The organism is Microbacterium sp. bgisy203 (genome assembly GCF_965345155.1).
Lineage (GTDB): Bacteria > Actinomycetota > Actinomycetes > Actinomycetales > Microbacteriaceae > Microbacterium.
The window spans coordinates 1-25,168 of record NZ_CBDRLZ010000013.1 but is presented as its reverse complement, the minus strand read 5'-3'; the positions used below and the strand labels follow the sequence as shown (position 1 = coordinate 25,168).

The window sequence follows — 25,168 nt, the reverse complement described above, 5'->3', positions numbered from 1 at the left end:
CCGCTGGTACCGGGGGCAGCGGCATTTCTCGGGCAGCTACTGGTCGGCAACCATGCAATCGCATGTCGGATACGAGTCGCGGCTCGAGTACGCGAACCTGCTGTTGGCCGACTTCGACCCTCGCGTCGACTGGATCCTGTCTCAGCCGTTCCTCCTCGAGGGGGAGGACAAGGGCACACGCCGTCGCCACATTCCCGACTATCTGATCGTCCACGCGGACCAAACCGTCTGCGTGGTGGATGTGAAGCCCGCCGCGAAGCTCACCATCCCGAAGGTGCGTGACTCGCTGAGCTGGTCGCGGCGCGTGATCGAACCCCACGGGTGGGAGTACCGCGTCCAATCCGAGCCGGATGAGGTGTTGCTACGCAACGTCGAGTTCCTTGCCGGCTACCGCCGACCCTTCCAGTTCGCCGACGGCGACATCACGGCCGCGCTCGGTGAGCTGAGATCGCCCATGGCGTTCGGCGAAGCAGTGCGCGCGATCGCGCCCGTCGTCGAAGGGCTTCTCGCAGCACGCGCGCTCGTCCTGCATCTGCTGTGGACGCGGCGGCTGAGCACTGACCTGACTCGACTTCTGAGCGGCACGAGCATCGTGACGCGGGCCTGAGATAACACCACCTCAACACCTGAAGGAGATAGCGATGAGCAGCACGTGGACCCTGAAACCCGGCGTGGACTTCGTCTACGACGGCGACGCTTGCACAGTTGCGGAGATCTGCGATGGTGCGGTCATCGTCCGCACTCGAACTGGCCAGGTTCGGCGCCTGCGGATGATCGACCTCCTGCGGCCCCGCGCTGAGGGAGGTACGACACGCATCCCCGGAGACAGTCGCGATGAAGACGCGCCCCCGCTGGGTGTTGTCTGGGCCGATGCCAGCGGCGCGGCTCGTGCGGTGTCCGCCGAGCGCGCCGATCATGTGCGAGAGGTCCTCACCGGCTACCGGTCGGGGGCGGCCGAGATCGCGCGTGAGGGCGAACCGAAGCTCGCCTACCATCCGGAGCGTCGCATCGAAGAGCGGATCGCGGCGAAGGCGCTCGAGCTCGGCAAAGGCCGCCGGACCGTCGCGAGGTGGGTGGCGAGATACAAAGACGCCGGCGAGATCGGACTGATCGATCACCGCAAGGCGCAGCCCGGAAACCCGCTCGCCAACTTCGACGACCGCTGGGTCACGGCGGCACGCGAGGTCATCGATGAGCAGACGCCGGAATCGAAGGTCGCGAAGAGCATCATCATCGCGAGAGTCAACGCCCGAGCCGACCGCACACACGGGCCAGGTATCGTCGCCGCCCCTTCACGCAGCGCCGCATACAAGATCCTCGACGAGCTCTCCCGAGGCCGCGCGACCTTCTCCGGGAGCACCAAACGCAAGCGCTCCAACGCAAACCGGCCGCCCGCTCCCTACGGCCGCCTGCACGCCACCGCGCCCGGCCAGTACGTCCTCCTCGACACGACGCCGCTGAACGTCTTTGCCGTGGCCCCGGTGACGGGCAAGTGGGTCGCCGCGGACCTCACCGTCGCGATCGACCTCTACTCCCGCTGCATCCTCGGCATGCGGCTGACGCCCGGCTCCACGAAATCCATCGACGTCTCCGGGGTGCTCATGGAAGCATGCCAACCCTTCGACACACCCGCGGACTGGGGCACGAGCGCACGATGGCCTTTCCACGGCGTCGCCGGTTCCGTGCTCGTCGACCCGACGCGCATCCGCGTCCCGCGGTTCGTTCGTGCGGGGATCCTGCCCGACACGATCATCGTCGACCACGGCGCACCGTACCTCTCGGAGCATGTGACCAGCGCGTGCGCACGCCTGGGCATATCCATCCAGCCGGCGCGCGTCTACCAGCCCACCGACAAGAGCCCTGTCGAGAGGTTCTTCCGCACCCTCGACACGTTCCTCCAAGAACTCCCCGGCTACAAGGGCGCGGACGTCGGAGGACGCGGCGACGACGTCGAAGCCGACGCGGTCTACACCGTCCCGCAACTGGAGCAGATCATCCGAGAGTGGGTCGCGACGGTCTACCACCTCCGACCCCACGACTCTCTCGAGGATCCCCGCCTCCCCGGCGTCAAGCTCAGCCCGGCCGAGAGATACGACCAGGGGCTCGCCGTTGCCGGGCAACTGCGGATGCCTGTTGACCGGAGCGTTCTGCTTGAGCTGCTCCCGGTCGTGAAACGGCAGTTCAACCACTACGGCGTTGAGATCCACAAGCTGCGCTACACCGGAGACTCGGTCGCGAAGTACCGCAACCGTGCCAGATCGATCTACCGAGACAAGGGCACGGAGTGGCCGTTCGTGGTCAACCCCGACGACCTGACGCAGATCTACTTCCACGACCCCGAGGACGGCACCTGGCACACCCTCGAGTGGGAGCACAAGGGAGCCTTCGACACCCCGTTCAGCCTCGACGCGCTGGAGTATGCGAAGAAGATCGCAATCCGACAGGGCCGCCCTTCCCAGGTCGACGATGTCGCTGCGCAGCTGCTCGAGGACTGGGGTGCGGGACGCGCACTGACTCCGTCGGAGCGGCGGATGAGTTCCCGCATGGCCGCGCAGCTCAACGAGAAAGATCCCGCTTCTGACGGTGTGTGGTCGCTGCGCACCGTGCAGCGGATGCTCGAGGCCGAACTGAACCCCACCACCGACCTCGGCCGGGAGCTCACCGGCGAGGTCCGGGACCCACGCAAACGCGTCGACATCCCCGAAACGGGCGATGACGACGACGAGGACGACATCGACGAACCCACGATCCGATCCGACTACCACTTCGAGCCGATGGAGATGATCCAATGACCACCACAGTCTCAGGCGAGCACGACGCGCCCCGCCGGCAGCGGAGCCTATCCACCTATGAGGGGTGGAAGGACTTCGCCGAACGTCCCCCACGGAACAAGCCCGAGCTGCTCACCCTGGAGCAGCTCGGAGCGCTCGACCCGGATGCGTTCGCGAAGTACAACGCGGAGCGTCGGGCGTGGCACGCGAACATCCTGCTGCGGACCCGGCAGGTGCACGGCGTGCACCTGCAACTGGGTGACATCCTGGACAGCAACCTGCAGGACTCCGATCGGGTCAAATCCGCCGCCGCCCTCGACGCCCCGCCGGCCCTCGGGAAGTCGACGGTGGTGAACACCTTCGGGCGCGACTTCCACCGGCAGCGGATCGCGGAGGTGGGTGAGTACCTCGACGAGTATCACGACATCCTCCACCTGCCGGTGTGCCACATTACCGTCCCGGGCAGGCTCACGATCAAGGGTCTGCACATGATGATCCTCGGGTTCTACGCACACCCCGCGACCGCGGGCATCCTGCACCGTTCGATGGCCGGCCGGGATCTGGCGCGGGCGGCCGCGGACTGCATCGAACGGCACGACACCCGCCTGGTGATCATCGACGACCTGCACTTCATCCAGATGCGCACCCGCGACGGAGTCGAGGTCGCGAACCAGCTGAAATGGCTGTCCAACGAGTACAGCGCCACCTTCTTGTTCGCCGGCGTCGCGCTCCGCGAACGCGGCCTCGTCGGCGAGGGAGCGAGCGGGAAAGAAGCGGCGATGGCGCAGACGTTCCGGCGCTGGACCGTTCTCAGCCTCGACCCCTACAGCCTGCGCACCAAGCAGACCCGCCAGGAGTGGGACAGTCTGCTCTGGCACATCGAACAGGCCCTCGTGCTCGCCGACGCGCACGAGGGGATGCTCGTCGACATGTCGCGGTACCTGTTCGCCCGCACCACCGGCAACATCGGATCGCTTATGGACCTCATCCGCCGCGGCGCGTCCCGCGCCATCCGCACCGGTGCGGAACGGATCGACCGCCAGCTCCTCGACGACATCCGCATCGACGAAGGAGCCGAAACGGAGCGCACCGAGCTGCAGGCCAAGCACGACCGAGAGGATCGGGCACGCCGCGATCGGCGCCGACGCCGCCTGAAGAACGACGACTCCCAGGCGACTGGTGAGGAGGCGGCCTGATGAGCGAGGCAGCCGGTGACGTGCGTGTCCTCCCGTTCCGGGTCCGCCCCCTGCCGGACGAGCCGTTCGACTCCTGGCTGGAGGCCTCCGCGGCCGCGACCCGCGCGACTATCGCGGAGATGGCCTGCGCGCTCGGCCTGGTGGAGCAGGAGGGCGGCCGGGCTGTGTCGGCGACATCGTGGATGGCAGCGCAATGGGCGACCGAGCTCACCGACGACCAGGCGGCGCGGCTGGAGAGATCGACAGGGATCCCGGCGGAGCAGTTCCAGGAGATGACGCGGATGCGGTTCGCGCGGCACGCGATCCGCTACACCCGGCAGGGACGGATCAGCTTCCGCTGCCCCGTCGGCGGCATGGCGGGACGGTACTGCCCGGAATGCTTGGCGGACTCCGGCGGCAGGTGGCGGATGTCGTGGCAGTTCCCGTTCACCTTCGCGTGCGTCAGGCACCGCCGCATCCTCGCGGACAAATGCCCGGTGTGTCACCGCCCGCCGCGTCGCACCGGGCACCCGCTCGCCGGGATCCCGGACCCCGGACACTGTCATGGCCCCGTCGCTGGCGCCGGGACAGGACCGATCGCGAGTCGCTGTCGCGGCGACCTCACCGCGCACCCCGAACGCATCGCCGCACCCGACGCGGCGCTCCACGCGCAGCGCCGCATGATGCAGATCCTTTCCAGCGGCGTGGGCCGGTTCGGGATCTACGCGGACGCCCCGCAACCCGCAATCACCGTCCTCGAAGACATCCGCCTCTTGACCCGAGCCGCAGGCGTCGCACTCTGCGACGGACGCACCATCGATATGCCCGAGTTGGGAACCGAACTCCTCGCGGCGGTGCCCCGAAATGGGCATGAGTGGACGTGGGCGGGACCGCCGACAGCGGCCGGCGGCGCGATCGGGACGACGGTCGCGATCGCCGCCCTGGAAGACGCCGATCGTGCCGTGCGGCTGCTGAATGGGCGGCTCGCGGTAAGCACGTCGTACACCGGTCAGACGCCGCAGCTGCAGAGACTGATCGCAGCGTCGCTCGGTCGCACCCGGCGACCGACACTGTTCCTGCAGGCTGCGCCAACCTCGGACGTGGACCCCGAAGCGGGGGCACGAAAGGTGCCCGCGCAACTCTGGGATGAGTGGACGAACGCGCTCGCCCCACGCCGCATCCACAGCGACGTCGCCGCGTCTGCGCTGGCCGCGGCCGTCGTGTTCACCGGCACGCGCCTGACCCACTCCGCTGCCCTCGCCCTCTTGGACCCGACGGCACCCATCCGTCAGGTCACTCACGTGATGCGCGAACTCGGCCGGCCCACAGCGGAGACGCCCGCACTCGCGGCGATCCTCAACCTCGCCGCCTACCTCGACGCGCACGAGACGCGGATCGACTATGCACGTCGCCGCAGGCTCGACTGTGCCGAGCTGCTTCCCGAAGAGGAATGGCATCGCATCTGCGCCCGGCTGAATGTCCGACCCGGCTCCGGCGCCAGGCACCGCAACGCGCGCGCTCACCTTTACCGAGCCATCACAGGGAACCCGATGCGCTGTGCACCGAAAGCATGGGACGCGGCCGGACTGTCTCCGCGGACGGTGACGACCTTCACGAAGACGCTGCCGGACACCGTGCGCCGCGAATTGGCCGAAGTCGGCCGCGCCTTTCTGCTCGGCCGAGGGATCGACGAGCCGCTCAGTTGGTCGCCGCCGCTGGTGACGCACACGCAACCGGCCGCCACCGGCAGCGACGGCGTCGGTGACTGGGCGACGGCCAGACCCGCGCGGGGCGCACTCGACACACCATCTCGCGGCCGCGAACTGGTCGCCCAGTACCGTGACGGCGTGACCACCTATGAGCTCGCGCGGCGGACGGGAGTATCGCGGCAGACGGTGTCGCGTGTGCTCGCCGACGGCAACAGCACCCTCCGCCGCGGACGGCCCATCACCTTCGTCATCGACGACGACTGGCTGCGAGAGCGGTACGAGAAGGAAGGGATGACGCTGCGACAGATCGCTGCGCTCGTCGGCTGCAGCGCTCCCACGATCGCGCACCGCATCCAAGCGGCGGGCATCGCGATGCGACCCGGCCCACACGACCGCACCCCTCACCCACTGGCCGGCCGGTCACGGCTGCTGCAGCGCGCACTCGTCGGCCGGCACCCCATCGAACGGGCGCGTCGGTTCCTCATCGCCACGCAGCACGACAACGTGCGCGCCGCCGCGGCGACCATCCGCACGACCCAAAGCTCACTGAGCGCCCAGCTCGCCAGCCTCGGCGCCGACGCCGGCGGGGATCTGTTCGTTCCCGCGGCACGCAACAGGCCGATGCGCCTCACCCCACTTGGTGCGAGGCTGGCGCGCAAGCTCCGTCGAGCCCTCGCCGCCGACCCTCGACCCCAAGCCACGTTTCCGACCGAAGAAGGGAAGGCGTCATGACCGAGAAGAAGCGGACCTCACGTCGTCTGCAGCAAGCAGCGCGGGAGCGCATGAAGGTGACGGGGGAGAGGTACACCGCGCCGTTGATGGCCGTGATGGAGGACGCCGGATCGCAGACTGAGCGCAGCTCTCCGCCGACCACACCAGCTGGTTCACTGGGCATGTCCGTCGACTGCGAGACGCGGCCATGAGCCCCGACGCTCCAGAGGGCGGCGATCCAGTCGTTCATCACGACACGATGCAGTGGAACAACTCCGGGTGGACCGAGAAGCCGTGGTCCGTACCCGACCTGGCGCCGCTGTTCACCGAGCTCACGTCAGCGAAGACCGCGCCGAGGTGGGCGCGCCGCGCTGTGAAGATCATCCACCGGTACACCCGCGAGCACGGCGAACCGCCGACGTTCCGTGAGCTGTTCACCGAACTCGCCACACAAGACCCCAATCGCGTCGATCGTGAGGAGGCGTGGTCGTCACGGGCGGTCTGGAGCCTTGTGATGGTGCATTGGCGCAGGCAGGGATGGGTGCGCTACCGAACTGAGACACGCACTCTTCGATCCGGCCCGACCGCGAATGACCTGTTCCCGTCTACCCGTTCGGTTCGTCGTGGGGGAGCGCGTCGAGAAGCTCCGCAAGAACAATGACGAGCTCGTTGTACCCCTGCATGTAGAACAGCGCGTCCGAACCGGGCGTCTCGCTGTCGACGACACCAGCGAGCACCGTGCGCGCTTCACGGGCCGCAGTCTGCAGCCGCGTCTCGATGCCCGGGAGGCTGCGGATCCACTCGTCGATGACGGTGAAGCGGATAGGCGTGAAGTCGTGCGCGTCGACGCCGACGTGGAACTCATGCCCGCGCGGGCCATGATCGCGAGCATGAGTGTGACCGTGCAGCAGCGGAACACCATCGTCCACACGTGGGCGGTGGGTCGTATGCCGGTCGGTGCCGTGTGAGTCGCCACTGTAGGGGTAGTGGGATGCCAGGATCTGGTACCCGCGGCGGGTGCCCTCGATCACCTCGGGGAGGACACTCCACCCGGCAGCCTCATACAGCGGCGTGAACCTTTCGATTGCACGCTTGGACTGTGTTGCCGGCGAAACCCGGTCGTGGTTGCCCGGGACGAGGAACCGTCGCCCGTTTAGGTGCACGGTGAGACCGACGGATTCCTCGATCGGCCCGAGCGCCAGATCACCGAGATGGAGCACGGAGTCGTGTGGTCCCACCACCTCATTCCACCGCCGCACCAGCTCCGCGTTCATCTCCTCCACGGTCGCGAACGGCCGCTCGGCGAGTTCGCTGATGCGTGCGTGGCTGAAATGCTGGTCCGAGGTGACGAAGTCGATCTGGTCGAAGTCGAACCATGGATACTCGGTCATAGCTGCTCTCCACGTTCGCGGTTACGGCTGCTTTTAGAGTTCATCGCGGTCGACCTCGAAGCGCACCGCAACATCCTCGAGCGGTTCACTGCTCATCCCCCTCGAGCTCACGAACCCTGCGCTCGACCTCGCGGTCGTCGTCCGTTCTGACCAGCTGTTTGAGCATTCGGTCGATGCCGCCACCGTTCGCAGCGGCGAGTCTCGCGATTTCCTCGGCCGCGTCGGCAAGCGTGTAGAGACGCTCCCACGGGTAGTCTCCGTGTCGGGCGATCGCGACGGTCTCCCGAGTGTAGGAGCGTTCGTCGCCGGCGACGAGCCAGTGCTCCTCGCCCTCCGCGGTGATGAAGAAGTCGACCACGCACTCACCGCACGGCATCCGGTACACGCCGGGCTCGGTCGGGGCCGACTCGGTCGCCCGAGCGATCAGTCCGCGAATGATTTCCTCCCAGCCCCCGGCCGCTGTCCCGTCAGTGTCCATGCTTCCTCCTCGCGCAGAACAGAGAAGTCTCTCACCATCGTCCGGTGTCGTCTACGGGGAGGACTCGATGCGACGGAGTAGTCGATCTTCGAGGCTTCTTAGAGCCCGCGCTGGAAGCTCGCGCAGATGGATCTGTTTCATGTGCTGGCCGGATTCGGCGTCTTCTCGCTCGTGCTCATTGCGTTGATCGTCTTCGTCGAGAACGGGATCCTGTTCCCATTTCTCCCGGGCGACAGCCTCGTCTTCGCGGGTGCCATCATCGCCGCGGCGATCGGCGTCCATTGGAGCGTCGTGGCGGGGGTGGCGGGCGCAGCGGCGATCCTTGGTGGTGAGGTCGGATTCACTTTGGGACGGCGGTACGGCCGTCAGCTGTTTCGTTCTGATGCGCGTGTCCTGAAGCGGCGCTACCTGGTCGAAACCGAGCGATTCTTCGCGCGGTGGGGCGCATTCGCGATTGTGCTGGCTCGGTTTGTTCCGATCGTCCGTACGTACGTCGCACCGGCCGCGGGGATGTCGGCGATGACTCGAGCTGCTTTCACACGGTGGAATATCGTCAGCGGAGTCGTGTGGGCTGGTGTGCTCGGTTTGTCGGGATTCTTGTTGGGGTCGATTCCATGGGTGGCGGCCAACATTGAGTGGATCATGCTCGGCATCGTTGTCGTCACTGTTGCGCCGGTGGCGGTGACTGCGGTGCTGGGGTCGCGCCGGGGCCGCCGCTCAGCCCGAGTGGAGTCGGGTTCATAGCGAACCATTGGCGAGAGGCTGCAGGCTGTCGGGGGTAATCGACGTCGGAATTCTCGACGATTCCGGCGCGGCCGTGCTCGAGCGTGGCAGCGACCGCAGAGCGGGACCGTAGGCCCGACTGCCTTCACGAGAAGACCCGATGGGGCAGCTATCGGCGGCCGCGCGGGAGCGTCATGGTGATCGTCGTTCCCTCCTCAGAGGTGCTGGTGACCTCGACGGTACCGCCGAACCGGCCGACGGTGTCTTGTACGAGGCTGAGTCCGATACCGAATCCTGTACTCGCGGAGCCCCCGCCGTCGACCGCGAGCGAGGACCGCGCGAAACGATCGAAGACGCGTTCGGGATCGATCCCTTGAATGCCGGGCCCGTGATCGCGTACAGCAATGCAGGTGTCACTCCGACTCGTGCTGGTGGTGACGAGCACTGTTCCCCCGTCGGGCGAGTGCTTCACGGCGTTGTCGATTAGCGCGACGAGAGCTCGGTGAAGACTCGTCGGCGGGATGGCGGCGCTGCGGTCGGCGGGAACGGTGTCAACGTGGAGCTGGATGCCTCGTTCATGCGCCATCAGTCGCATCGAGGTGGCGGCGTCGGCGATGACGGGGGCGACTGGTTCGGACGCGACGACTCCGCTCGATGTGACATCGATGGAGTCGAGCAGATCGTTCACCACGTTGATCAGGTTGCGTGAGTCCCCACGGAGCTCGTCGACGAGTTCTCGATTGGGGTCTCCTGCGGGCATCGATCGCTCGAGCACTTGCAGTCGGGTGTCGAGAATCGCGAGTGGTGTTCGAAGCTCGTGGGAGGCGTCGGCTACAAATCGGCGCTGCCGGCCGAGCGCATCGACGAGTGGGGCTACTGCGCGGCGGGTGGCGAGGAGACCGAGTGTTCCGGCGAGGATGATGGCGAGAAACCCGAGGGCGACGCCGCCCACGATGATGTCGAGCCCGCCGACATCGATCATCTCTTCGTGGCGAGTCCGGTCGAAGAGAGCGGTAAGAGGGATCTGGTGGAACACGAAGCTGATCGCGGCTACCATCACGGCGATGACGAGGACGGAGACGGCGACAGTGATCCACAACCCGACTCGGATCGCGGTGCGTCGCACCAACAGTGCGTCGGCGTCGGTGCGATGCGCTGCCTTTCTCACAGCAACCCCAGCCGGTATCCGCGCCCGCGCACGGTCGTGACGATCTCAGGATCGGTTTTGCGGCGCAGATAGTGCACGTAGGTGTCGACAGTTCCGGGAGTGTCGGTGGCTTCGAAGACGGCCTGCAGGACTTCATTGCGCGTGAATGTCCTCTGCGGGTGCATAGCGAATAGCCGCAACAGGTCGGATTCGCGTTCGGTGAGGATGGTGCGTCCCTCGTAAGGCGAGTAAACCGCGCGCGAATCGGGGTAGAACTCCCACGTGCCGATGCGCACGAACGGGCCCTCACCCTCACTGACGCGGCGGATGGCGCGAAGCCGGGCGAACAGCTCTTCGAACTCGAACGGCTTCACCAGGTAGTCGTTCGCACCGGCATCGAGGCCACGCACTTTGTCCTGCACCGTCCCGAGCGCAGTGAGGATCAGCATCGGTGTCGTCGCCCCTCCGCGCCGCAACGACTCCACGATCGAAACGCCGTCGATGTTAGGCAAGCGACGGTCGATGATCAGCACGTCGAAGAGGCCCTGCTGCGCCGCCGTGAGCGCTTCGGCGCCATCCGCGCACAGAGTCACGTCGTAGACCTCCTCGAGGACTCTCACCATGAGGGGTCCCAGTTGAGGGTCGTCTTCGGCGAGCAGCAAACGCGGTCGGTTATCGGCCATGATCATCCTCCACACCACCACCCTTCGCGGCCCGTTCTGAGACGTCTCTAAGAAACGAATCATGCCCCACTAAGGCTTTGCACGCCGACGGGAGCGGGGATATCGTGACCTCCCGGTGAGGTTCGACTTACCTGCCTCGTCGACGATTCGTTCGGCGGGTGCTTCCCCCTCTGACCTCATCTGCGGAGTGTGCCGTCGTGTTCGCGACCTTTCTGATCGGCCTGCGTGAGGGTCTCGAGGCGGCGCTGGTGGTCGGGATGCTTGTCGCTTACGTGTCTCGTCTGGGTCGGCGGGACGTGCTTCCGCGGCTGTGGACTGGCGTCGGGCTGGCGGTCACTCTCGCCGTGAGTATCGGTGCAATCCTCACCTTCGGCGCGTACACCCTCACCTTCCAGGCGCAAGAGATCATCGGTGGAGTGCTATCGCTGGCGGCCGTGGCGATGGTGACGTGGATGGTGTTCTGGATGCAGCGCACCGCGAAGACCATGAAGTCGACGCTCGAGGGCGACGTGGACCGGGCGCTCGCTCGCGGCGGCATGTGGGCGTTGGTCGCGCTCGGGTTCCTGTCGGTCGCCCGCGAGGGGATCGAGACGACACTGTTGTTGTGGTCATTGGTCCAGTCCTTCGGGAACGCGCCTGCAGCCCTGTTGGGCGCGATTCTCGGGATCCTCACCGCGGTGATCGCTGGGTGGCTGCTCACTCGCGGGCTTGTGCGCGTGAACCTGCGGCTGTTCTTCGCGTGGACGGGCGCCATTCTGGTGATCGCGGCAGCAGGCGTTCTTGCGTACGCGTTCAAAGACCTGCAAGAAGCGGGCGTCGTCCCCGGCCCCTTCACCGCGGGTGCACCTATCGACCCTGCGACCGGTGCCGTCGCCATCGGATGGGCCGGGTTCCCGCTCGGCTGGGCGTTCGATCTGAGTGGCTCGATCGCACCCGGCGGCACTCTCGCCACCGTCCTTCAGGCGACGGTCGGATTTATGCCGCGCATGTCGTGGTTTCAGGTGATCGCGTGGGCCGGATACATCGCCATCGTCGGATCGTTTTTCGCGCGCGGACTTCGCCGCCAAGCCTCCACCCGTGCAGCCTCGCCCTCGCCCGTACCTCACCTCGTCGGAGAATCATGACCCCTCGCATCCCCCTGGCGATGACCGCCCTTGCCGTGGCGGTGGTCGCTCTCGCCGGCTGTGTGGCGAAGGACGCTGCCACCACAGCCGACGCGCTCACCGTGACCTCCGACGACAACACCTGTGGCGTGTCTGCTGCGGGCGCATCCAGCGGGACTCTCGCATTCACCGTCAACAACACCGGCACTCAGGTCACCGAGTTCTACCTCCTCGCATCCGACGGGCTGCGTATCGTCGGTGAGATCGAGAACATCGCACCGGGTGCGACTCGTACGCTTACCGTCATCGCGCAACCGGGCAACTACCTCACCGTGTGCAAACCAGGAATGGTCGGCGAAGGTATCGGGCGTGCCGCGTTCACAGTCACCGGCGATCAGGTCGCCGTTACCGGTGCAGATGCGCAGCAGAAGCAGCAGGCGGTGAATCTGTACGCTGCGTTCGTGAAGGATCAGGTCGAGCAACTGCTTCCGGCGGCGAAGGCCTTCGCCGCTGCGTATGCGGCCGGCGACGATGTCACCGCGCGTGCACAGTTCCCGCAGGTGCGCGCCTTCTATGAGCGCATCGAGCCGGTCGCGAGCACACTCGGTGACCTCGACCCCAAGATCGACTACCGCGAGGTCGATGCTGTCGCGGAGAATCTTGAGTGGACCGGTTTCCACCGCATCGAGAAGGACCTCTGGGTGCCCGCCGCTGATGCGCTCAACGCCGATCAGGTCACCCCTGCATGGCAGAACTGGAGCCCGTCAACTCCCGAACAGCGCGCGCAACTGGGCGAGCGCCTCGTCGCCGACATCGGCCAACTGTACGACTACGTGCACTCAGACGACTTCCAGGCGGCTCTCGACGGTCAGGGCATCGCCGCGATCTCCAATGGAGCGATCAGCCTGCTCGATGAGGTCGCAACCAAGAAGATCACCGGGGAAGAGGACTGGTGGTCGCACACCGACCTCTACGACTTCGCCGCGAACGTCGAGGGCGCCAAGATGTCGTTCTGTTTCGTGAAGGACTTCGCCTCGGCAACCGGCGCGCAGGGGGCCACACTTGTCGAGCGGATCCAGACGGGATTCGCGTCTCTCGAGAACGAACTCGCAACACACGGTTCCCTCAGTGCGGGCTTCGTGCCTTACACCGATCTCACCGCAGCGGACAAGCGCGCGCTCGTCGATCAGATCAACACGCTCGCGGAACCCCTTTCCCGATTGACGGGCACGATTCTCAACTGATCCGGTTCACCGCAGTCACGTGCCGCGGTGCCAGAAGAGGCCACGCCGCGGCAGCGCGCGCAGTTGCAAACGATACGACAGGGACGACCACTGCGGCCGCGAGCACGTCGGTCGGGTAGTGAACGCCGAGGTAGACACGCGACCACGCCGTCACGAGTACGACGAGCACCGCCAACGGCACGCTCCATGCGCGCGCGCGTCGGGGCAGCACGACGAGAACCACAGCACAGCACAACGCGGCCGCGAAGGCTGTGTGACCGCTCGGATAACTGAACGACATTGGATCCGCGACGATCATCGGCTGCAGCATCGCGGGGTCTGGTCGAGGCCGCCGTACGACCAGCTTGAGCGCCTCAACGCACGCCCACGGAACAACCAGCACGATGCCCGCGCGCACCGTGTCCTGCCACGAGCGCGTCGCCAATAGGATCCAAGAAAGCACGATCAGCGACACAAGGATCGCTCCACCGACCCCGAACGCCGAGTTGATCGCCAAGGCGACGACGTCGCCGGCAGTGCTGTGCAGCCCGTGCACCAGGCCCACGAGTCCGACCTCCGCGTCCGACCATGTGGGCGACGCCACGATGAGCAGACCACTGACCGCAGCGGCTACCAGGGTGAGGGCGGCAAGGGAGACGCTGAGCCATGCAGCGGAACGGCGTGGTGAAGACGGCATCCATGCACTCTCCGTCGTCGGCTCTAAGGCAGCACTGAGAAGTCCCACAGCGCCTATGGATCTGCTCAACGCTGACCGCCGGCGGCTGATTCTTTGACGCTCATCAGAGGCCGCACGTCACGGTGAGGTTATGCGGGACCAATCGCCCGCGGAATGGAGACATGACATGACTGTTCAGAAGAAGACCCTCATCGCGAGTATCGGCGGAGGTGCAGCGGCCCTCGTCCTCGGGATCGGTGGTGTCGCGCTCGCCCTGCCCGCCAGCGCAGCGACGCCGGCGCCGGCGAGCTCCACGTCGGCCACAGGCACCGCGGCCGTCGACGGCAACTCGACCGCGGATACGGAAACTGCCGACGACAACGGTGCGGCCGACACGGACACCGAAACAGCCGACGACAGCAGTGCGACCGATACGGACACCGAAACAGCCGACGACAGCGGGGCTGCGGACACTGACACGGAGACCAACGACGACGCCTCCTCGTCGTCGAGCGGCAACTGAATCGAGACGACGAACCCCATCGTCATCTCGTCCCTACCGGTCGCGGGGCGTCTGGTCCGAGGCGCCCCGCGATCGTCACTTGTCGCAGTCCGTCGCCGAGCGGCACTTTCTTAGAAGTGACTTAGACGAAGGGTCGAAGGCTCGGCGTTATGACTCCCTACCGTCCCCGGACCGGCGCCCTCGAGCCCGGTAGCGTCTCTCGGGTGCCGGACCCGACACTCGTCTTCTGGGCTACGAAAGCGGCTTCGACGGCTCTGGGTGAGGCCCTCTCGGATTTCTCCATCCGCATCATGGATCCTGTCGTCGCGGTCTTCCTCGGCTTCGTCTTCTTCGCCCTGGCCCTGGTCTTGCAGCTGACGCGAGGCCGCTATGTCCCCGCGGTGTACTGGCTGGCAGTGGCCGCAGTGGGAGTGTTCGGCACGATGGCCGCCGACGTCATGCACGTGGTGCTCGGCTTGTCGTACGCAGCGACGGCTGCACTGTACGCGGTCGTGCTTGCGGGAACGTTCGCGCTCTGGTGGCGCACCGAGCGGACGCTTTCCGTCCACCAAATCACCACGACTCGTCGCGAGCTCTACTACTGGGCGGCTGTCGTGGGGACCTTCGCGCTCGGTACCGCAGTGGGCGACCTCACTGCAGTGGGGCTGGGACTCGGATACCTGCCGTCTGTTTTCCTGTTCGCCGCGGCGATCATGCTCCCGGCGGTCGGGTACACGTATTGGCGTTGGGGGGCCGTGTTCTCGTTCTGGTTCGCATACGTGCTGACCCGCCCGCTCGGCGCGTCGGTCGCGGACTGGCTCGGCAAGCCATCTGCCGAAGGGGGGCTCGGCGTCGGGTCGGGGTGGGTGTCCCTCGGCTTCGCGATCATCATGATCGTGCTTGTCGCTGTGATGTACGTCCGTCCACAGACCTCGACGGCGCTGGCTTCCCGGGAAGCTCCGCGGGCGCGGGTCGGGTGAAGAAATTAGGAGGTCTCCGCATGTGGAGCATTGCGGCAGGTGTCATTGCCGGGGCAGTGGTCATCGCGGGTGTGTTGGCCGGCGCGGTCAAGCTGGCCGCGATCATCGCTGACCAGCTCGACGACAAGGATGACGAGTTCGCCGACTGACCACACACGCTTCCTTCGCCACGCCGGACGCGGTCAACCTTCCCGCCAGGAGCCCTCGTCGGGGCCCACAGGGGCAGAGGTCAACGCCATCAGCAGCCGGAGAGCATCTGCTGATCGTGATGCGGGCTCCGCGTCGTAGGCGACGAGCACCAGCCCATCGTCGGCGGGGAAGGTCAGCGCTTCGAACGTCAATGTCAGCTCACCGACGAAGGGGTGGTGAAAGGTCTTGGCCCCGGTGGAGTGCCGATACACCTCGTGGGATGCCCAGCGGCTCCGGAAATCAGGGCTGCGGGTCGCGAGCTCTCCGATGAGGTCTGTGAGCCGTTTGTCCGTCGGGTACCGGCCGGCTTCGGCGCGCAGCGTGGCGACCAGCCCGTCGGCCATCGCAGCCCAGTCGTCCCAGAAGTCATGGGATCCCGCGTCGAGGAAGGTAAACCGCGCGGTGTTAGCAGGCTGCGCAGCGCTACTGAGGACGGGGCTGTAGAGGGCGCGGCCGGGCGTGTTGAACGCGAGCAGGTCGAGCCGACCATTGCGGAGGTACGCAGGGCCTGACATCGAGTCGAGAAGGCGCTGCAGCCCAGGCCTCACCCGATTCGTGACCGAGGTGCGGGGCCGTAGCCCCACGCTGTTTGCGTTTCGAGCCAGATCGAACAGGTGCGCACGCTCGGTGTCGTCGAGTCGCAGTGCGCCTGCCAGGGAGTGCAGCACGCTCTCGGATACGCCGGTCAGGTTTCCGCGTTCAAGGCGTACGTAGTAGTCCACGCTGACGCCCGCGAGCATGGCGAGCTCCTCCCGACGCAGCCCGGGAACGCGTCGAGCGCCTCCGAACGGGGTGATGCCAGCCTGCTCGGGTGTCAAACGTCCCCGCCGCGTCATCAGGAAATCGCGGACCTCCGACCGGTTGTCCATGAGCCGAGCATACGAATATCCGCGATTTTCGCGAGGGGTGACAGCGTTACCTGGCTCGTGGTCCGCGCGGGGGCGACCATGGATGAACGTTGCGGAAAGGGGAATCGTCATGGCCGAGAAGACGCGAGCACAGCAGCTCGTCGGGGACATCGCACCGAAGCTCGCTGACCTCACCGACGAGGTGCTGTTCGGCGACGTGTGGAGGCGACCGGAGCTGTCTCCGCGCGATCGCAGCCTCGTCACCGTCGCCAGCCTGATCAGCACCGGCAGCACGGAACAGCTGGAAAGCCACCTGCGTCTTGCCCGACAGAACGGCCTCACCGACGCCGAGCTCGTCGAAGCGATCGTGCACCTCGCGTTCTACGCGGGGTGGCCTCGGGCGATGTCGGCCGTGCATGTCGCGAAGCGTGTGTTCGCAGAGCCGGCGGACTGATGCACATCGATCCTCGGGGCGCGACGGTGCGGGGACCATCGGATCGATTCACCGGCGACGTGTGGGTCGACACCATCGCCCGCCCCCAACCGCCTGGATACGCGACAGTTGCTCTGGTCCGATTCGCCCCCGGCGCGCGCACCGCCTGGCACGTCCACCGCCATGGGCAGACCCTCCACATCACGCAGGGAACCGCCGTAGTGCACACCCGCGATGGTCGGACAATCATCGCGGGCCCAGGCCAGAGCGTTCACACTCCGCCGGGAGAGTGGCACTGGCACGGCGCCGCGGACGACAGCTTCATGGAACACCTCGCCGTCAGCACCCTCCCCCCATCTGAGAAGGACTCCGCTGTCAAGTGGGCCGAACACATCACCGCGGAGGAATACGCCTCCGCTCTCACCCACAACGAAAGGCCTTCCAACCCATGAACGAGAACACCACCCCTCGGGTTGCCGTCATCACCGGCGCCTCCTCCGGCATCGGCGCCGCAACCGCCCGCGCCCTCCACTCCGCCGGGTACCGGGTCGCATTGCTCGCACGACGTGCCGACCGGATCTCGGCTCTCGCCGCTGAGCTGGGGGCCGGCGCACTCCCGATCCAGGCCGATGTCACCGACCGTAAGCAGCTCGTCGCAGCCGCCGACCGCGTGCAGCAGGAACTCGGCGGAGCGAACGTACTGGTCAACAACGCCGGCATCATGCTCCTCGGCCCATTCGCGTCCGCCCAACGCGACGACTACCGCAACATGATCGACATCAACCTCCTCGGCGCGATCACCGCGACCGAAGTGTTCCTCGACCAGCTGCGCGAAGCGCCCGGCGACGTCATCAACCTGTCGTCCGTCGCCGGGCGCACCGCCCGCGCACGCAACGGCGTCTACGCGGCGACGAAGTGGGGGCTCAACGGCTGGTCAGAGTCCCTCCGTCAGGAACTTCTCCCCAACGTGCGCGTGACCCTCATTGAACCGGGCGTCGTCGACACCGAGCTCCCCTCGCACATCACCCACGACGCCACACGCGAAGCCGTTCTGAAGGGATACTCCGCGGCCACCGTCAAGCCTGAAGAGATCGCCGCGGTCATCGGCTTCGTTCTGGCTCAGCCGCGCCACCTCGCCATCAACGAGATCCTGCTGCGCCCCGCCGACCAGCCCTGAGGGTCGCTGTCCGCCAGGGCCGGTCGGCTCGGTCACGACGAGAGTGCCGAGAGCAGGGTGGACAGCGCGTCCTCCTCCGCTACCGCGTCCGGGCTGGAGGCGCGCACCTCGGTGAGGACCGCGTCGATCAGCCCGTCGAGCACAGCCCACCCGTTCGGATTCAAGGGTTTCAGCACCGATTGCGCGGCATCCCACGCTGATTCGAGGTCCTTGACGCGAGCCACGGCACCGGCCTGATCCCCGGCTTTCACCTTTTCGAGGGTGTCTTGCGAGATCGTCCGAAGTTCGCTGACGTCTGCGGCGGGGAAGCCCGCGGTCGCCGACTCGCCGGGTGCGAGAGTTGCGGTCGACGCGGGTCCTTCTTCGCTCGCTGCCGCTGTCGTGTGGGGCTGCGCAGACGCCCAGATCAGCAGGCCGGCGGTGAGCACAGCGACTCCACCGAAGTAGCCGAGCATCGCCCGTTCCCGTTTCGGGCTCGACCATGGGCTCCGCGCCCACGAAGGCTGCTTTGTCAGTTTGTCGGGGTCGATGGCGTCCGCGCGCGATACCGTCAGATAGATCACAGTAGCGATGATCGCGACGAGGAAGATCGCGCTGGTCACAGCGACTCCCAGCCCGAGACCCTGCTGGTCAGCCGGGAAGCCCATCCAGTCTCCGAGGTTCGCGCCCAACGGGCGGGTCAGGATGTAGGCGAGCCAGAACGACAGTGTCGCGCTCGCGCCCAGGCGCCAGCCGATGATCACCGCGATGATGAGCGCCGCGGGAAGCAGCACCGACACACCCGGACCCCAGCCGGTCACCTCGAGGATCCAGTCGCCGGCGGCGGTCCCCAACGCGAAGGTCACGAGGATCGCGAGCCAATAGAACAACTCGCGCGGGGTGCTGGTGATGCTGTGGATGGATAGGGTGCGCTGGCTGGCCCACCAGACTCCGAACACCACTGCGAGCACGCCCGCGAACACGGCTGTGCTGACTGCGAGAGGTACGCCGAGCACATCGGTCAGGATGTCGGTGTACAAGGTGCCGGTCACGCTGACCACCACCACGGTTAGCCAGTACACGACCGGCACGTATCGTCGCAGCGACAGCTGCCAGATGAGGACGCCTGCGAAGACGATCGTGAAGAGGACCGCGGTCATCTCGAGGCCGACGCCGAGGGTCATGTTGATCCAGTCCGCGAAGCTCTCACCGACCGTGGTGCAGAGGATCTTGATGATCCAGAACCACAGCGTGATCTCCGGCACCTTGCTGAGCATCTCGCGGCGGCCGGAACCAGCGGGCGCGATCGTCGTGTTGTTCGTCACGATCTGCACGCTACGAAGGTGCGACTAATCCGTCTCTTAGCGGATGACCGCTCGTTTCATGCCTTCGGTAGGCTCCGGCTGTGACCCTGTCCGACGACCTCGCCGCGTCTCTCGTCGGTGTGGTCGTGCTCGCAGTGGTCGCCACGCTCGTCTTGGCGCTCTTCCGTGTTCCGCGGCTCTGGGAGCCCGCCGTTGCGATCGTTCGAGGCGCCGCTCAACTCGCGGTGATCAGCGTGATTCTCACGGGGATCGTGTCGAGCCCCGAATGGATCGCCGTGGCGCTCGTCGTGATGTTCACCATCGCCAGCATCGTGGCGACGGGTCGCATCGGCTGGTCGTTGCGCGACTTCGGCATGATGTCCTCCTCGATCGCGGCGGGGGTTGTCGTCGCCCTGTCGATCGTCTTCAGTACCGGTGCTCTGGAGTTCACCCCGCGGTACGCCCTCGCGATCGGGGCGATCATCATCGGCAACTCAATGAGCATCGCCACCTTGACAGGGAGATCGTTCACGAGATCCGTCAATGATCACTGGGATGAAGTCGAGGGGTGGTTGGCGCTCGGCGCGAAGCCCCGTCAGTCCACGATCACGCTCGCTCGCGGCGCAGTGCGCGACGCGCTCATCCCCTCGATCGACCAGACCAAGACCACAGGCCTGGTCGTCCTCCCGGGAGCCTTCGTCGGCGCTATCTTCGGCGGTATCTCCCCGCTCGAAGCCGGTCGATTCCAGATCGTCGTGCTCGCCGCGATCATGGCCGCCGGGTCGGTCACCGCAGTGCTGATCGCCCTTTGGATGGGCGACGTCCGTACGCGGCCTAAAGCGGTGCTGGCGTGAGACGTGCCCGCGCGGATGCGCGGATGTCGGAAATCGAGCCGTTCGTCGCCACCCGCGAGAGGTGTGCCCGGTCTGGGACGGTCGTTAACTTGTGGTCGTGACGGACTACTGATCCGCTTCGTCGCTGATCTGGTTGAGCACTGCCATAGTGGCAGTGTGACTGGAAAACGCCTAACTCTCGTTCGCGCTGTCGCAACACAGGTCCTCGGCGAGTACACCCATGAAATCACCTTTCCTGCGGAAGACGATTTCATGATTGTCTACGGGCCCAACGGCGTCGGTAAGACGAAGTTCTTGGAGATCATTCGGGCCCTGTCGCAGATTGACGGAGGGACTCTCCAGGCACTTCCATTTGACACGGCAGCGCTCTACTACTCGGACGGAACGATCCTCCAGGTCCGCGGCATCGATCTGCCCATGGTGGCGGTCAACGGAAAGTGGATTTCGCGACGCCTCCAGTTTGTGATCGAGAAGGCAGACGAGGAACCAGCGACGTGGGACTTCGAGGAAGACGAGTTCGAGTCCTACCTCGACGCCCACACGACGTGGAGACGGTATGACGAAGCTGGCTTGTGGGAGGACGCCCAGGATGGAGAGCTGGTTCACATATCCGAGTTGAAGGATAGGTTCGCCGACGTCGATCGACGTCAGTCCCGCTCCGAGTCGGGCAGGCCGCTTCCAGAACTGTTTCGTCGATTGCGTGCCGCCACTCCGACCTATCTCATTGAGACGCAACGGCTTCGGACTGCTTCGGTGCAGACGAATCGGTTTGCGACCCCGAGGCATCCCGCGCGTAGACGGGTCGACTCCAAGATCGTGCAGTACGGCGCGCGGATGCAAGGACTTCTCGCGAGCGCGCAAACAGCACACTCGACCATCACTCAGCAGTTGGACCGAGACTTTCCGCTGCGAGTCCTGTCGGGCGTAAGCGTCGTGCCGCACGTCGACGATGTTCGCCGGCGCTACGAAGAGCAGAATGACTTTCGAAGCCGGCTGGGACGCGTCGCCTCAGTAGACCTCTCGGATGAGCTCGAACTGCCCGATAGGCCGCTCGAGGAGTGGGAACTGCGCCTACTGAATCTCTATCTCGATGATGCTCAGAAGAAGCTCGCTCCCTTTGCGGCGTTGCTCCGGAAGGTCGAACTCCTCGAGGAGGTTGTGAACTCCCGGCTGCTGCGAAAGCGCTTGGCGATCACAGCGAAGGATGGGCTGTCGGTTCAGCACCAGTCCGATGACCGGCCGATCAGTCTTGACTCGCTGTCATCGGGTGAGCAGCACGAGATTATCCTCATGTTCGATCTCCTCTTCAACGTGCCCGCCGGCGCCCTCGTGATGATTGATGAGCCGGAGATCTCACTGCACGTGGTCTGGCAGTTGGCCTTTATTCCGGATGTGCAACGGATTGCCGAGTTGGCTGACTTTCGGTTCATTGTCGCCACTCACTCACCGCAAATCATCAATGACGATTGGGACAGGGCGACTGCGCTCGGGCCGGAGGAGGTTCCCTTCGCATGAGGGGGGCCATAACGCCCACGACCATCTTCGGCACAGTGGCGATGGCGCGCCAAGGGTCGAGTTCCCTGATCCTTGTGGTTGAAGGTGACGACGATCACTTCATGATCAAGGAGCACATCAACGACGGCGACGTGATCTTGATTGGTGGGAGTGGGAGGCCAAAGGTGCTTGAAGCGGCAGTGAAAGCGGAGCAGCGAGGTGTGCGGGGGGTGCGGTTCCTAGTGGACGCCGACTACGACAGGTTCACTCAGCCAGCTTCGCGCTATCCCTCCAACGTCGTCGCCTCTCAACACCACGACGCGATGATCGACGTGGTGCTCACGAATCCGGCGGTTCTAGACCGCGTGATTGCGAGCTACGGTCGATCCGTTGAGCGTCGGGGAGGAACTCTCGACGTCGCATCTATTCGCGACGCTGCAATCTCTCTCGCGGCGGCCCTCGCACCACTCCGAATTGTGAACGAAAGAATGGGCTACAACCTCAATCTCAGGGACTTTCCGTTCGGCCGTCTTGCTTCGATCGTGCCGACGGCGGCGGATCTCTCAACGCTCGTCATAGAGCGGTCAGACACAACGCTGACTGCCGCGCAGCTGGAAGCCGAGATAGAAGGCCATCGGTCGCACGCAGGCACTGACGTCGCGGTGCTTGCCGGGGACCATGACCTCTTCCGAGCTCTGGCGCGAGTTCTTGTTGATCACGGCGTGAACGTTCGAGCAGACTTCCTGTGGTCGGGGTTCATGTCCGCTGTCGACTGCGGGGTATTGGCTGTGGTGCCCTGGTATCAGGAACTGCTCGACTGGGGCGTAGCGAATTCGCGTGCCACCTTCAACTGCAAGCTTGCTGCTTAGTCACCGCTCGCTCGCGGTAGATAAGCAGTGACATGTCACGGACCGCTCTTGACCTAAAGGCGCGCCAGTAGGAATCCGCCCTTTCGCGTGGAATTCTGCCCCCCGAGTGGCTGCCAACTACCGTGGAATCCTCGGATTTTCCGCCATCTCGAGCGGGAACCTACAAGAGTAGATGACGGATACGGGTCTGTCGAGAACGGCGAGCAGTGGGGTGAGGAAGACGGCCGAGAGATCATCTTCGAGACGCCAGCGTAAGCAGCAACCTTCGTCCCTACGCTTGTACGATAGACGATCCGCTTGCAGGCGTCTATGTGCTGTGGTCGGAGGGGCCGGCAGCCGCGCGGTATCCACATCGGCTGGTTGCGAGACCTCAAGGCGGTGTGCGCGTCGAGCGCTACCCAGGTCGACGCGGCTCGGAGGCACGGAGCATCGATCGAGTTGCGAATGGGCCGGCTGCGACGGGGGTACCAGCGCAGAATCCCCCTAGGGTGGTCAAATGTCGACGACCTCCGCACGCCGCCGCGCGATCGGGGCGTCCGCGACCCTCTTGAGTGGCCCCGTCGATCTGCTCGACTTCCTTATTCCGCTCTGGGGGGGCGCGGTGCTCGGGCTCAGTACGTCTGTGGTCGGATGGCTGGTGGCCGCGGAGCTGGTGGTATCGGTGCTCATGCGACCGGTTGCCGGGTATCTCGCCGATTCGCGACCGCGCACCCGAGTCGCAGCGGTCGGAGCGTTCCTCTACAGCGCCAGCTGCGTGCTCTACGCGTTCGCGGATACGCCCGGGATGGCGTTCGTCGCGGCTGCCGTCGGCGGCGTCGCCGGCCCCCTGTTCTGGATCTCGCTGCGCGCCATCGCCGCCGAATACCTGTCGGACGACTCGGGGACGTTTGCAGGGCTGATGTCCTCCGAGGCCCTCGGATCCTGGATCTTCTGGGCGCCCGCGATGTTTCTCCTTGCATCCTACGGATACTCGGCCGTCTTCATCGGACTCGCCGCCGCGGCGATCGCCGCCGCGGTGCGCCTTCTGTTCGTGCCGAAGGAACCGCTCGTCGTGCGGGAAGAGTTCGCGGGCGGAACACGCGGACATGTCCGTCGACTCGCACCGCTCTTGGCGCTCGGCGTCTTCGTCACCGCCGCCGAGGCGGGCGTGGGTCTGGCGCTGCTCCTGCAGCTGCAAGCCCTGAACCTTCAGGTCTGGCAGATCGCGCTCGTTTACCTGCCGGGCGGTATCGCGCTCACGATTCTCCCGCGCCTCCTGCACGGTCTCGTCGAGCGATGGGGTCGCAAACCCGGCTACGCCGCCGCGTCCATCGCGTCTGCGGGGAGCGCAGCTGCGCTGGCGGTCTCCCCTCCAGTGATCGTCATAGCCGCGCTGTGGGTCTTCGTGTGTGCCGCGTTGGGCCTCCTCTACCCTCTGCAGAAGACCCTCGTCTCGGAGGCGAGCGGCGACCGCGTCGCCCGCGGGATGAGTCTGCAGGCGAACGCCGACACGATCGGCGCCGCGATCGGGGTGGTCGCTGCAGGCGCGTTGATCGCCGGTGGCTGGTGGGCTCCGGCGTACCTCGTGTTCTCCGCTGTCATCGCGAGCGGTACGGTCCTCGGCCCCTGGGCCATCGATCGCATAGGTCGGGATCGCCCACTGGCCGAGACTGCGGAGCAGTGACATGGCGAGCATCTGAGCGATCGCGTCGGCGACACATTTATTTCGATGGTGTCGCGGATGCTGGTAGCTTTCAGGGGTCCGTGCAGGAGTTTCGAGGAGGTGGTACCCGTGAACGAATCGACGTGGGTGCTCCCCACGGGAGTCACGGTCGGGCGATAGGTCGCCCGGGAGCGCCGCATCCTTGCAGCACTCCCGGAAGGCACGACCATGCACTTCACCTCCGAAACCCGCCTTGACCAGGGACCCATCGAACGCGAGTTCACCCTCGGCGACATTCCCGGCATCCTCTGGACACCACCCACCGCGTCGACGGCCGGCCCCGTTCCGCTCATCCTGTTGGGTCAGCCCGGCGGGCTCGGGCTACGGCGCATGCACCCCCGTCTGGAGGTCCGAGCACGCAGCGCCGCCGCACAGGGTTTCGCCTCGGTTGCTCTCGAACTGCCAGGTGCCGGAGACCGGCACCCGCTGCCGGGCGCGGAACAAGCCCGTGCCGACCTCGTGCGCGCGATCTCGGTGGGCGAGCGTCCCGATGACGACATCATCGACCGGCTCATCCTTCCCATCGTGGAGCGGGCAGTGCCGGAGTGGCAGGCCGCACTCGACGCAGTGCTTGGGCTTCCGGAGATCGGGGATCGGGTCGCCATCTCCGGCGGGGTCATCGCGGTCGCCGTGCGCCTGGCCGCGACCGATCGGCGCATTGCGGCCGCGGGCCTGTTCGCCGGAAGCTACGTGCCGCGATCGACCATGGACGAAGCGCGACGGATCACGATCCCCCTCCATGGGCTGCTGCAATGGGATGACGAGGGCAACGATCGACAGATGGCGCTCGATCTCTTCGATGCCTTCGCATCGACCGAGAAGACCCTCTACGCCAACATGGGCGGACACACCGGCGTCCCCTCATTCGCCAGCGAAGATGCCGCGCGCTTCTTCGCCCGCCATCTCGACTCGACAGGTGATTGATGTCCACCACGGATCGAGGACTGTAGGAATCTGCCGTTTCGCGTGGAACCTCGAACTCGAGATCACTGCCATTTGCCGTGGAATCCCGGCATCCTCCGCCATCTCGAGCGGGAACCTACAGTA

General features: G+C 65.8%; 26 protein-coding genes. 19 read left to right on the top strand and 7 right to left on the bottom strand.

Going from position 1 to position 25,168, the window contains the following annotated elements; genetic code table 11:
• The 5 genes from ACRVYW_RS13780 to ACRVYW_RS13760 all read left to right on the top strand — a co-directional run.
• Positions 1-607, top strand: a 607-nt coding sequence (locus tag ACRVYW_RS13780; RefSeq protein ID WP_431805312.1) for a TnsA-like heteromeric transposase endonuclease subunit, incomplete at its 5' end; no start/stop codon positions are given.
• Positions 608-641: 34 nt separating this feature from the next.
• The gene (locus ACRVYW_RS13775; RefSeq protein ID WP_431805311.1) at positions 642-2,792 is read left to right on the top strand and encodes an integrase; all 2,151 of its coding nucleotides are present in this window, start codon (positions 642-644) and stop codon (positions 2,790-2,792) included.
• Complete coding sequence (locus ACRVYW_RS13770) at positions 2,789-3,967, top strand: AAA family ATPase (protein WP_431805310.1); 1,179 nt, start codon at positions 2,789-2,791, stop codon at positions 3,965-3,967. Before ACRVYW_RS13775 ends, ACRVYW_RS13770 begins: the two co-directional genes overlap by 4 nt.
• On the top strand, positions 3,967-6,387 hold the full coding sequence (locus ACRVYW_RS13765) for a TniQ family protein (RefSeq protein ID WP_431805309.1): 2,421 nt from the start codon (positions 3,967-3,969) through the stop codon (positions 6,385-6,387). The genes ACRVYW_RS13770 and ACRVYW_RS13765 overlap by 1 nt, the downstream gene beginning before the upstream one ends.
• Positions 6,384-6,578 carry a hypothetical protein gene (locus ACRVYW_RS13760; RefSeq protein WP_431805308.1) on the top strand — a complete coding sequence of 65 codons (195 nt, stop codon included), beginning with the start codon at positions 6,384-6,386 and terminating at the stop codon, positions 6,576-6,578. The genes ACRVYW_RS13765 and ACRVYW_RS13760 overlap by 4 nt, the downstream gene beginning before the upstream one ends.
• Positions 6,579-6,971: 393 nt before the next feature.
• On the opposite strand, the gene ACRVYW_RS13755 is transcribed toward ACRVYW_RS13760, so the two are convergent.
• Positions 6,972-7,757: a metallophosphoesterase gene (locus ACRVYW_RS13755; protein WP_431805307.1), complete on the bottom strand. Its 786-nt coding sequence runs from the start codon at positions 7,755-7,757 to the stop codon at positions 6,972-6,974.
• A gap of 85 nt (positions 7,758-7,842) precedes the next feature.
• Positions 7,843-8,235: a zinc ABC transporter ATPase gene (locus ACRVYW_RS13750; RefSeq protein ID WP_431805306.1), complete on the bottom strand. Its 393-nt coding sequence runs from the start codon at positions 8,233-8,235 to the stop codon at positions 7,843-7,845.
• A 126-nt stretch (positions 8,236-8,361) separates the two neighbouring features.
• Between ACRVYW_RS13750 and ACRVYW_RS13745 the strand changes: the two genes are divergently transcribed.
• Entirely contained in the window at positions 8,362-8,979 is a 618-nt protein-coding gene (locus tag ACRVYW_RS13745) for a VTT domain-containing protein (protein ID WP_431805305.1), read from the top strand.
• Positions 8,980-9,127: 148 nt separating this feature from the next.
• On the opposite strand, the gene ACRVYW_RS13740 is transcribed toward ACRVYW_RS13745, so the two are convergent.
• Together ACRVYW_RS13740 and ACRVYW_RS13735 are read right to left on the bottom strand one after the other, a co-directional pair.
• A complete protein-coding gene (locus ACRVYW_RS13740) occupies positions 9,128-10,126 on the bottom strand; it encodes a sensor histidine kinase (RefSeq protein WP_431805304.1) in 999 nt (332 codons plus the stop codon).
• Positions 10,123-10,788 (bottom strand): response regulator transcription factor, encoded by a 666-nt coding sequence (locus ACRVYW_RS13735; RefSeq protein ID WP_431805313.1) that lies wholly within the window; start codon positions 10,786-10,788, stop codon positions 10,123-10,125. Before ACRVYW_RS13735 ends, ACRVYW_RS13740 begins: the two co-directional genes overlap by 4 nt.
• A gap of 197 nt (positions 10,789-10,985) precedes the next feature.
• Here ACRVYW_RS13735 and efeU point away from each other — a divergent pair, with 197 nt between their 5' ends.
• Positions 10,986-11,912, top strand: coding sequence for an iron uptake transporter permease EfeU (gene efeU, locus ACRVYW_RS13730; RefSeq protein WP_431805303.1), 927 nt, complete (start codon positions 10,986-10,988; stop codon positions 11,910-11,912).
• Positions 11,909-13,135, top strand: a complete 1,227-nt coding sequence (gene efeO / locus ACRVYW_RS13725; RefSeq protein WP_431805302.1) for an iron uptake system protein EfeO — start codon at positions 11,909-11,911, stop codon at positions 13,133-13,135. Before efeU ends, efeO begins: the two co-directional genes overlap by 4 nt.
• Here the strand turns inward: efeO and ACRVYW_RS13720 are convergent.
• Positions 13,128-13,811: a phosphatase PAP2 family protein gene (locus ACRVYW_RS13720; RefSeq protein WP_431805301.1), complete on the bottom strand. Its 684-nt coding sequence runs from the start codon at positions 13,809-13,811 to the stop codon at positions 13,128-13,130. The two genes, efeO and ACRVYW_RS13720, sit on opposite strands and share 8 nt — an antisense overlap.
• Before the next feature lie 166 nt (positions 13,812-13,977).
• Between ACRVYW_RS13720 and ACRVYW_RS13715 the strand changes: the two genes are divergently transcribed.
• The 3 genes from ACRVYW_RS13715 to ACRVYW_RS13705 all read left to right on the top strand — a co-directional run bounded on the left by ACRVYW_RS13715 (position 13,978) and on the right by ACRVYW_RS13705 (position 15,421).
• Entirely contained in the window at positions 13,978-14,313 is a 336-nt protein-coding gene (locus ACRVYW_RS13715; RefSeq protein ID WP_431805300.1) for a hypothetical protein, read from the top strand.
• A gap of 203 nt (positions 14,314-14,516) precedes the next feature.
• A complete protein-coding gene (locus tag ACRVYW_RS13710; RefSeq protein ID WP_431805299.1) occupies positions 14,517-15,272 on the top strand; it encodes a COG4705 family protein in 756 nt (251 codons plus the stop codon).
• A 20-nt stretch (positions 15,273-15,292) separates the two neighbouring features.
• A complete protein-coding gene (locus ACRVYW_RS13705; RefSeq protein ID WP_314853809.1) occupies positions 15,293-15,421 on the top strand; it encodes a hypothetical protein in 129 nt (42 codons plus the stop codon).
• Between the two features lie 33 nt (positions 15,422-15,454).
• On the opposite strand, the gene ACRVYW_RS13700 is transcribed toward ACRVYW_RS13705, so the two are convergent.
• On the bottom strand, positions 15,455-16,330 hold the full coding sequence (locus ACRVYW_RS13700) for a helix-turn-helix transcriptional regulator (protein ID WP_431805298.1): 876 nt from the start codon (positions 16,328-16,330) through the stop codon (positions 15,455-15,457).
• A 109-nt stretch (positions 16,331-16,439) separates the two neighbouring features.
• Between ACRVYW_RS13700 and ACRVYW_RS13695 the strand changes: the two genes are divergently transcribed.
• The 3 genes from ACRVYW_RS13695 to ACRVYW_RS13685 are packed head-to-tail and all read left to right on the top strand — an operon-like array spanning position 16,440 to position 17,919.
• Complete coding sequence (locus ACRVYW_RS13695) at positions 16,440-16,763, top strand: carboxymuconolactone decarboxylase family protein (RefSeq protein WP_314853811.1); 324 nt, start codon at positions 16,440-16,442, stop codon at positions 16,761-16,763.
• Positions 16,763-17,194: a cupin domain-containing protein gene (locus tag ACRVYW_RS13690; protein ID WP_431805297.1), complete on the top strand. Its 432-nt coding sequence runs from the start codon at positions 16,763-16,765 to the stop codon at positions 17,192-17,194. Before ACRVYW_RS13695 ends, ACRVYW_RS13690 begins: the two co-directional genes overlap by 1 nt.
• Positions 17,191-17,919 carry an SDR family oxidoreductase gene (locus tag ACRVYW_RS13685; RefSeq protein ID WP_431805296.1) on the top strand — a complete coding sequence of 243 codons (729 nt, stop codon included), beginning with the start codon at positions 17,191-17,193 and terminating at the stop codon, positions 17,917-17,919. The genes ACRVYW_RS13690 and ACRVYW_RS13685 overlap by 4 nt, the downstream gene beginning before the upstream one ends.
• 32 nt (positions 17,920-17,951) lie before the next feature.
• Here ACRVYW_RS13685 and ACRVYW_RS13680 read toward each other — a convergent pair whose 3' ends face one another.
• Complete coding sequence (locus ACRVYW_RS13680; RefSeq protein ID WP_431805295.1) at positions 17,952-19,223, bottom strand: COG4705 family protein; 1,272 nt, start codon at positions 19,221-19,223, stop codon at positions 17,952-17,954.
• 80 nt (positions 19,224-19,303) lie between these two features.
• Between ACRVYW_RS13680 and ACRVYW_RS13675 the strand changes: the two genes are divergently transcribed.
• The 5 genes from ACRVYW_RS13675 (at position 19,304) to ACRVYW_RS13655 (ending at position 25,045) form a co-directional block, all read left to right on the top strand.
• Positions 19,304-20,056, top strand: a complete 753-nt coding sequence (locus ACRVYW_RS13675) for an ABC transporter permease (protein WP_431805294.1) — start codon at positions 19,304-19,306, stop codon at positions 20,054-20,056.
• 156 nt (positions 20,057-20,212) lie between these two features.
• A complete protein-coding gene (locus ACRVYW_RS13670; protein ID WP_431805293.1) occupies positions 20,213-21,571 on the top strand; it encodes an AAA family ATPase in 1,359 nt (452 codons plus the stop codon).
• 101 nt (positions 21,572-21,672) lie between these two features.
• The gene (locus tag ACRVYW_RS13665; RefSeq protein ID WP_431805292.1) at positions 21,673-22,419 is read left to right on the top strand and encodes a hypothetical protein; all 747 of its coding nucleotides are present in this window, start codon (positions 21,673-21,675) and stop codon (positions 22,417-22,419) included.
• A 496-nt stretch (positions 22,420-22,915) separates the two neighbouring features.
• Positions 22,916-24,082: an MFS transporter gene (locus tag ACRVYW_RS13660; RefSeq protein ID WP_045247062.1), complete on the top strand. Its 1,167-nt coding sequence runs from the start codon at positions 22,916-22,918 to the stop codon at positions 24,080-24,082.
• Between the two features lie 336 nt (positions 24,083-24,418).
• Positions 24,419-25,045 carry an alpha/beta hydrolase gene (locus tag ACRVYW_RS13655; protein WP_431805291.1) on the top strand — a complete coding sequence of 209 codons (627 nt, stop codon included), beginning with the start codon at positions 24,419-24,421 and terminating at the stop codon, positions 25,043-25,045.
• The last annotated feature ends 123 nt before the right edge of the window (positions 25,046-25,168 follow it).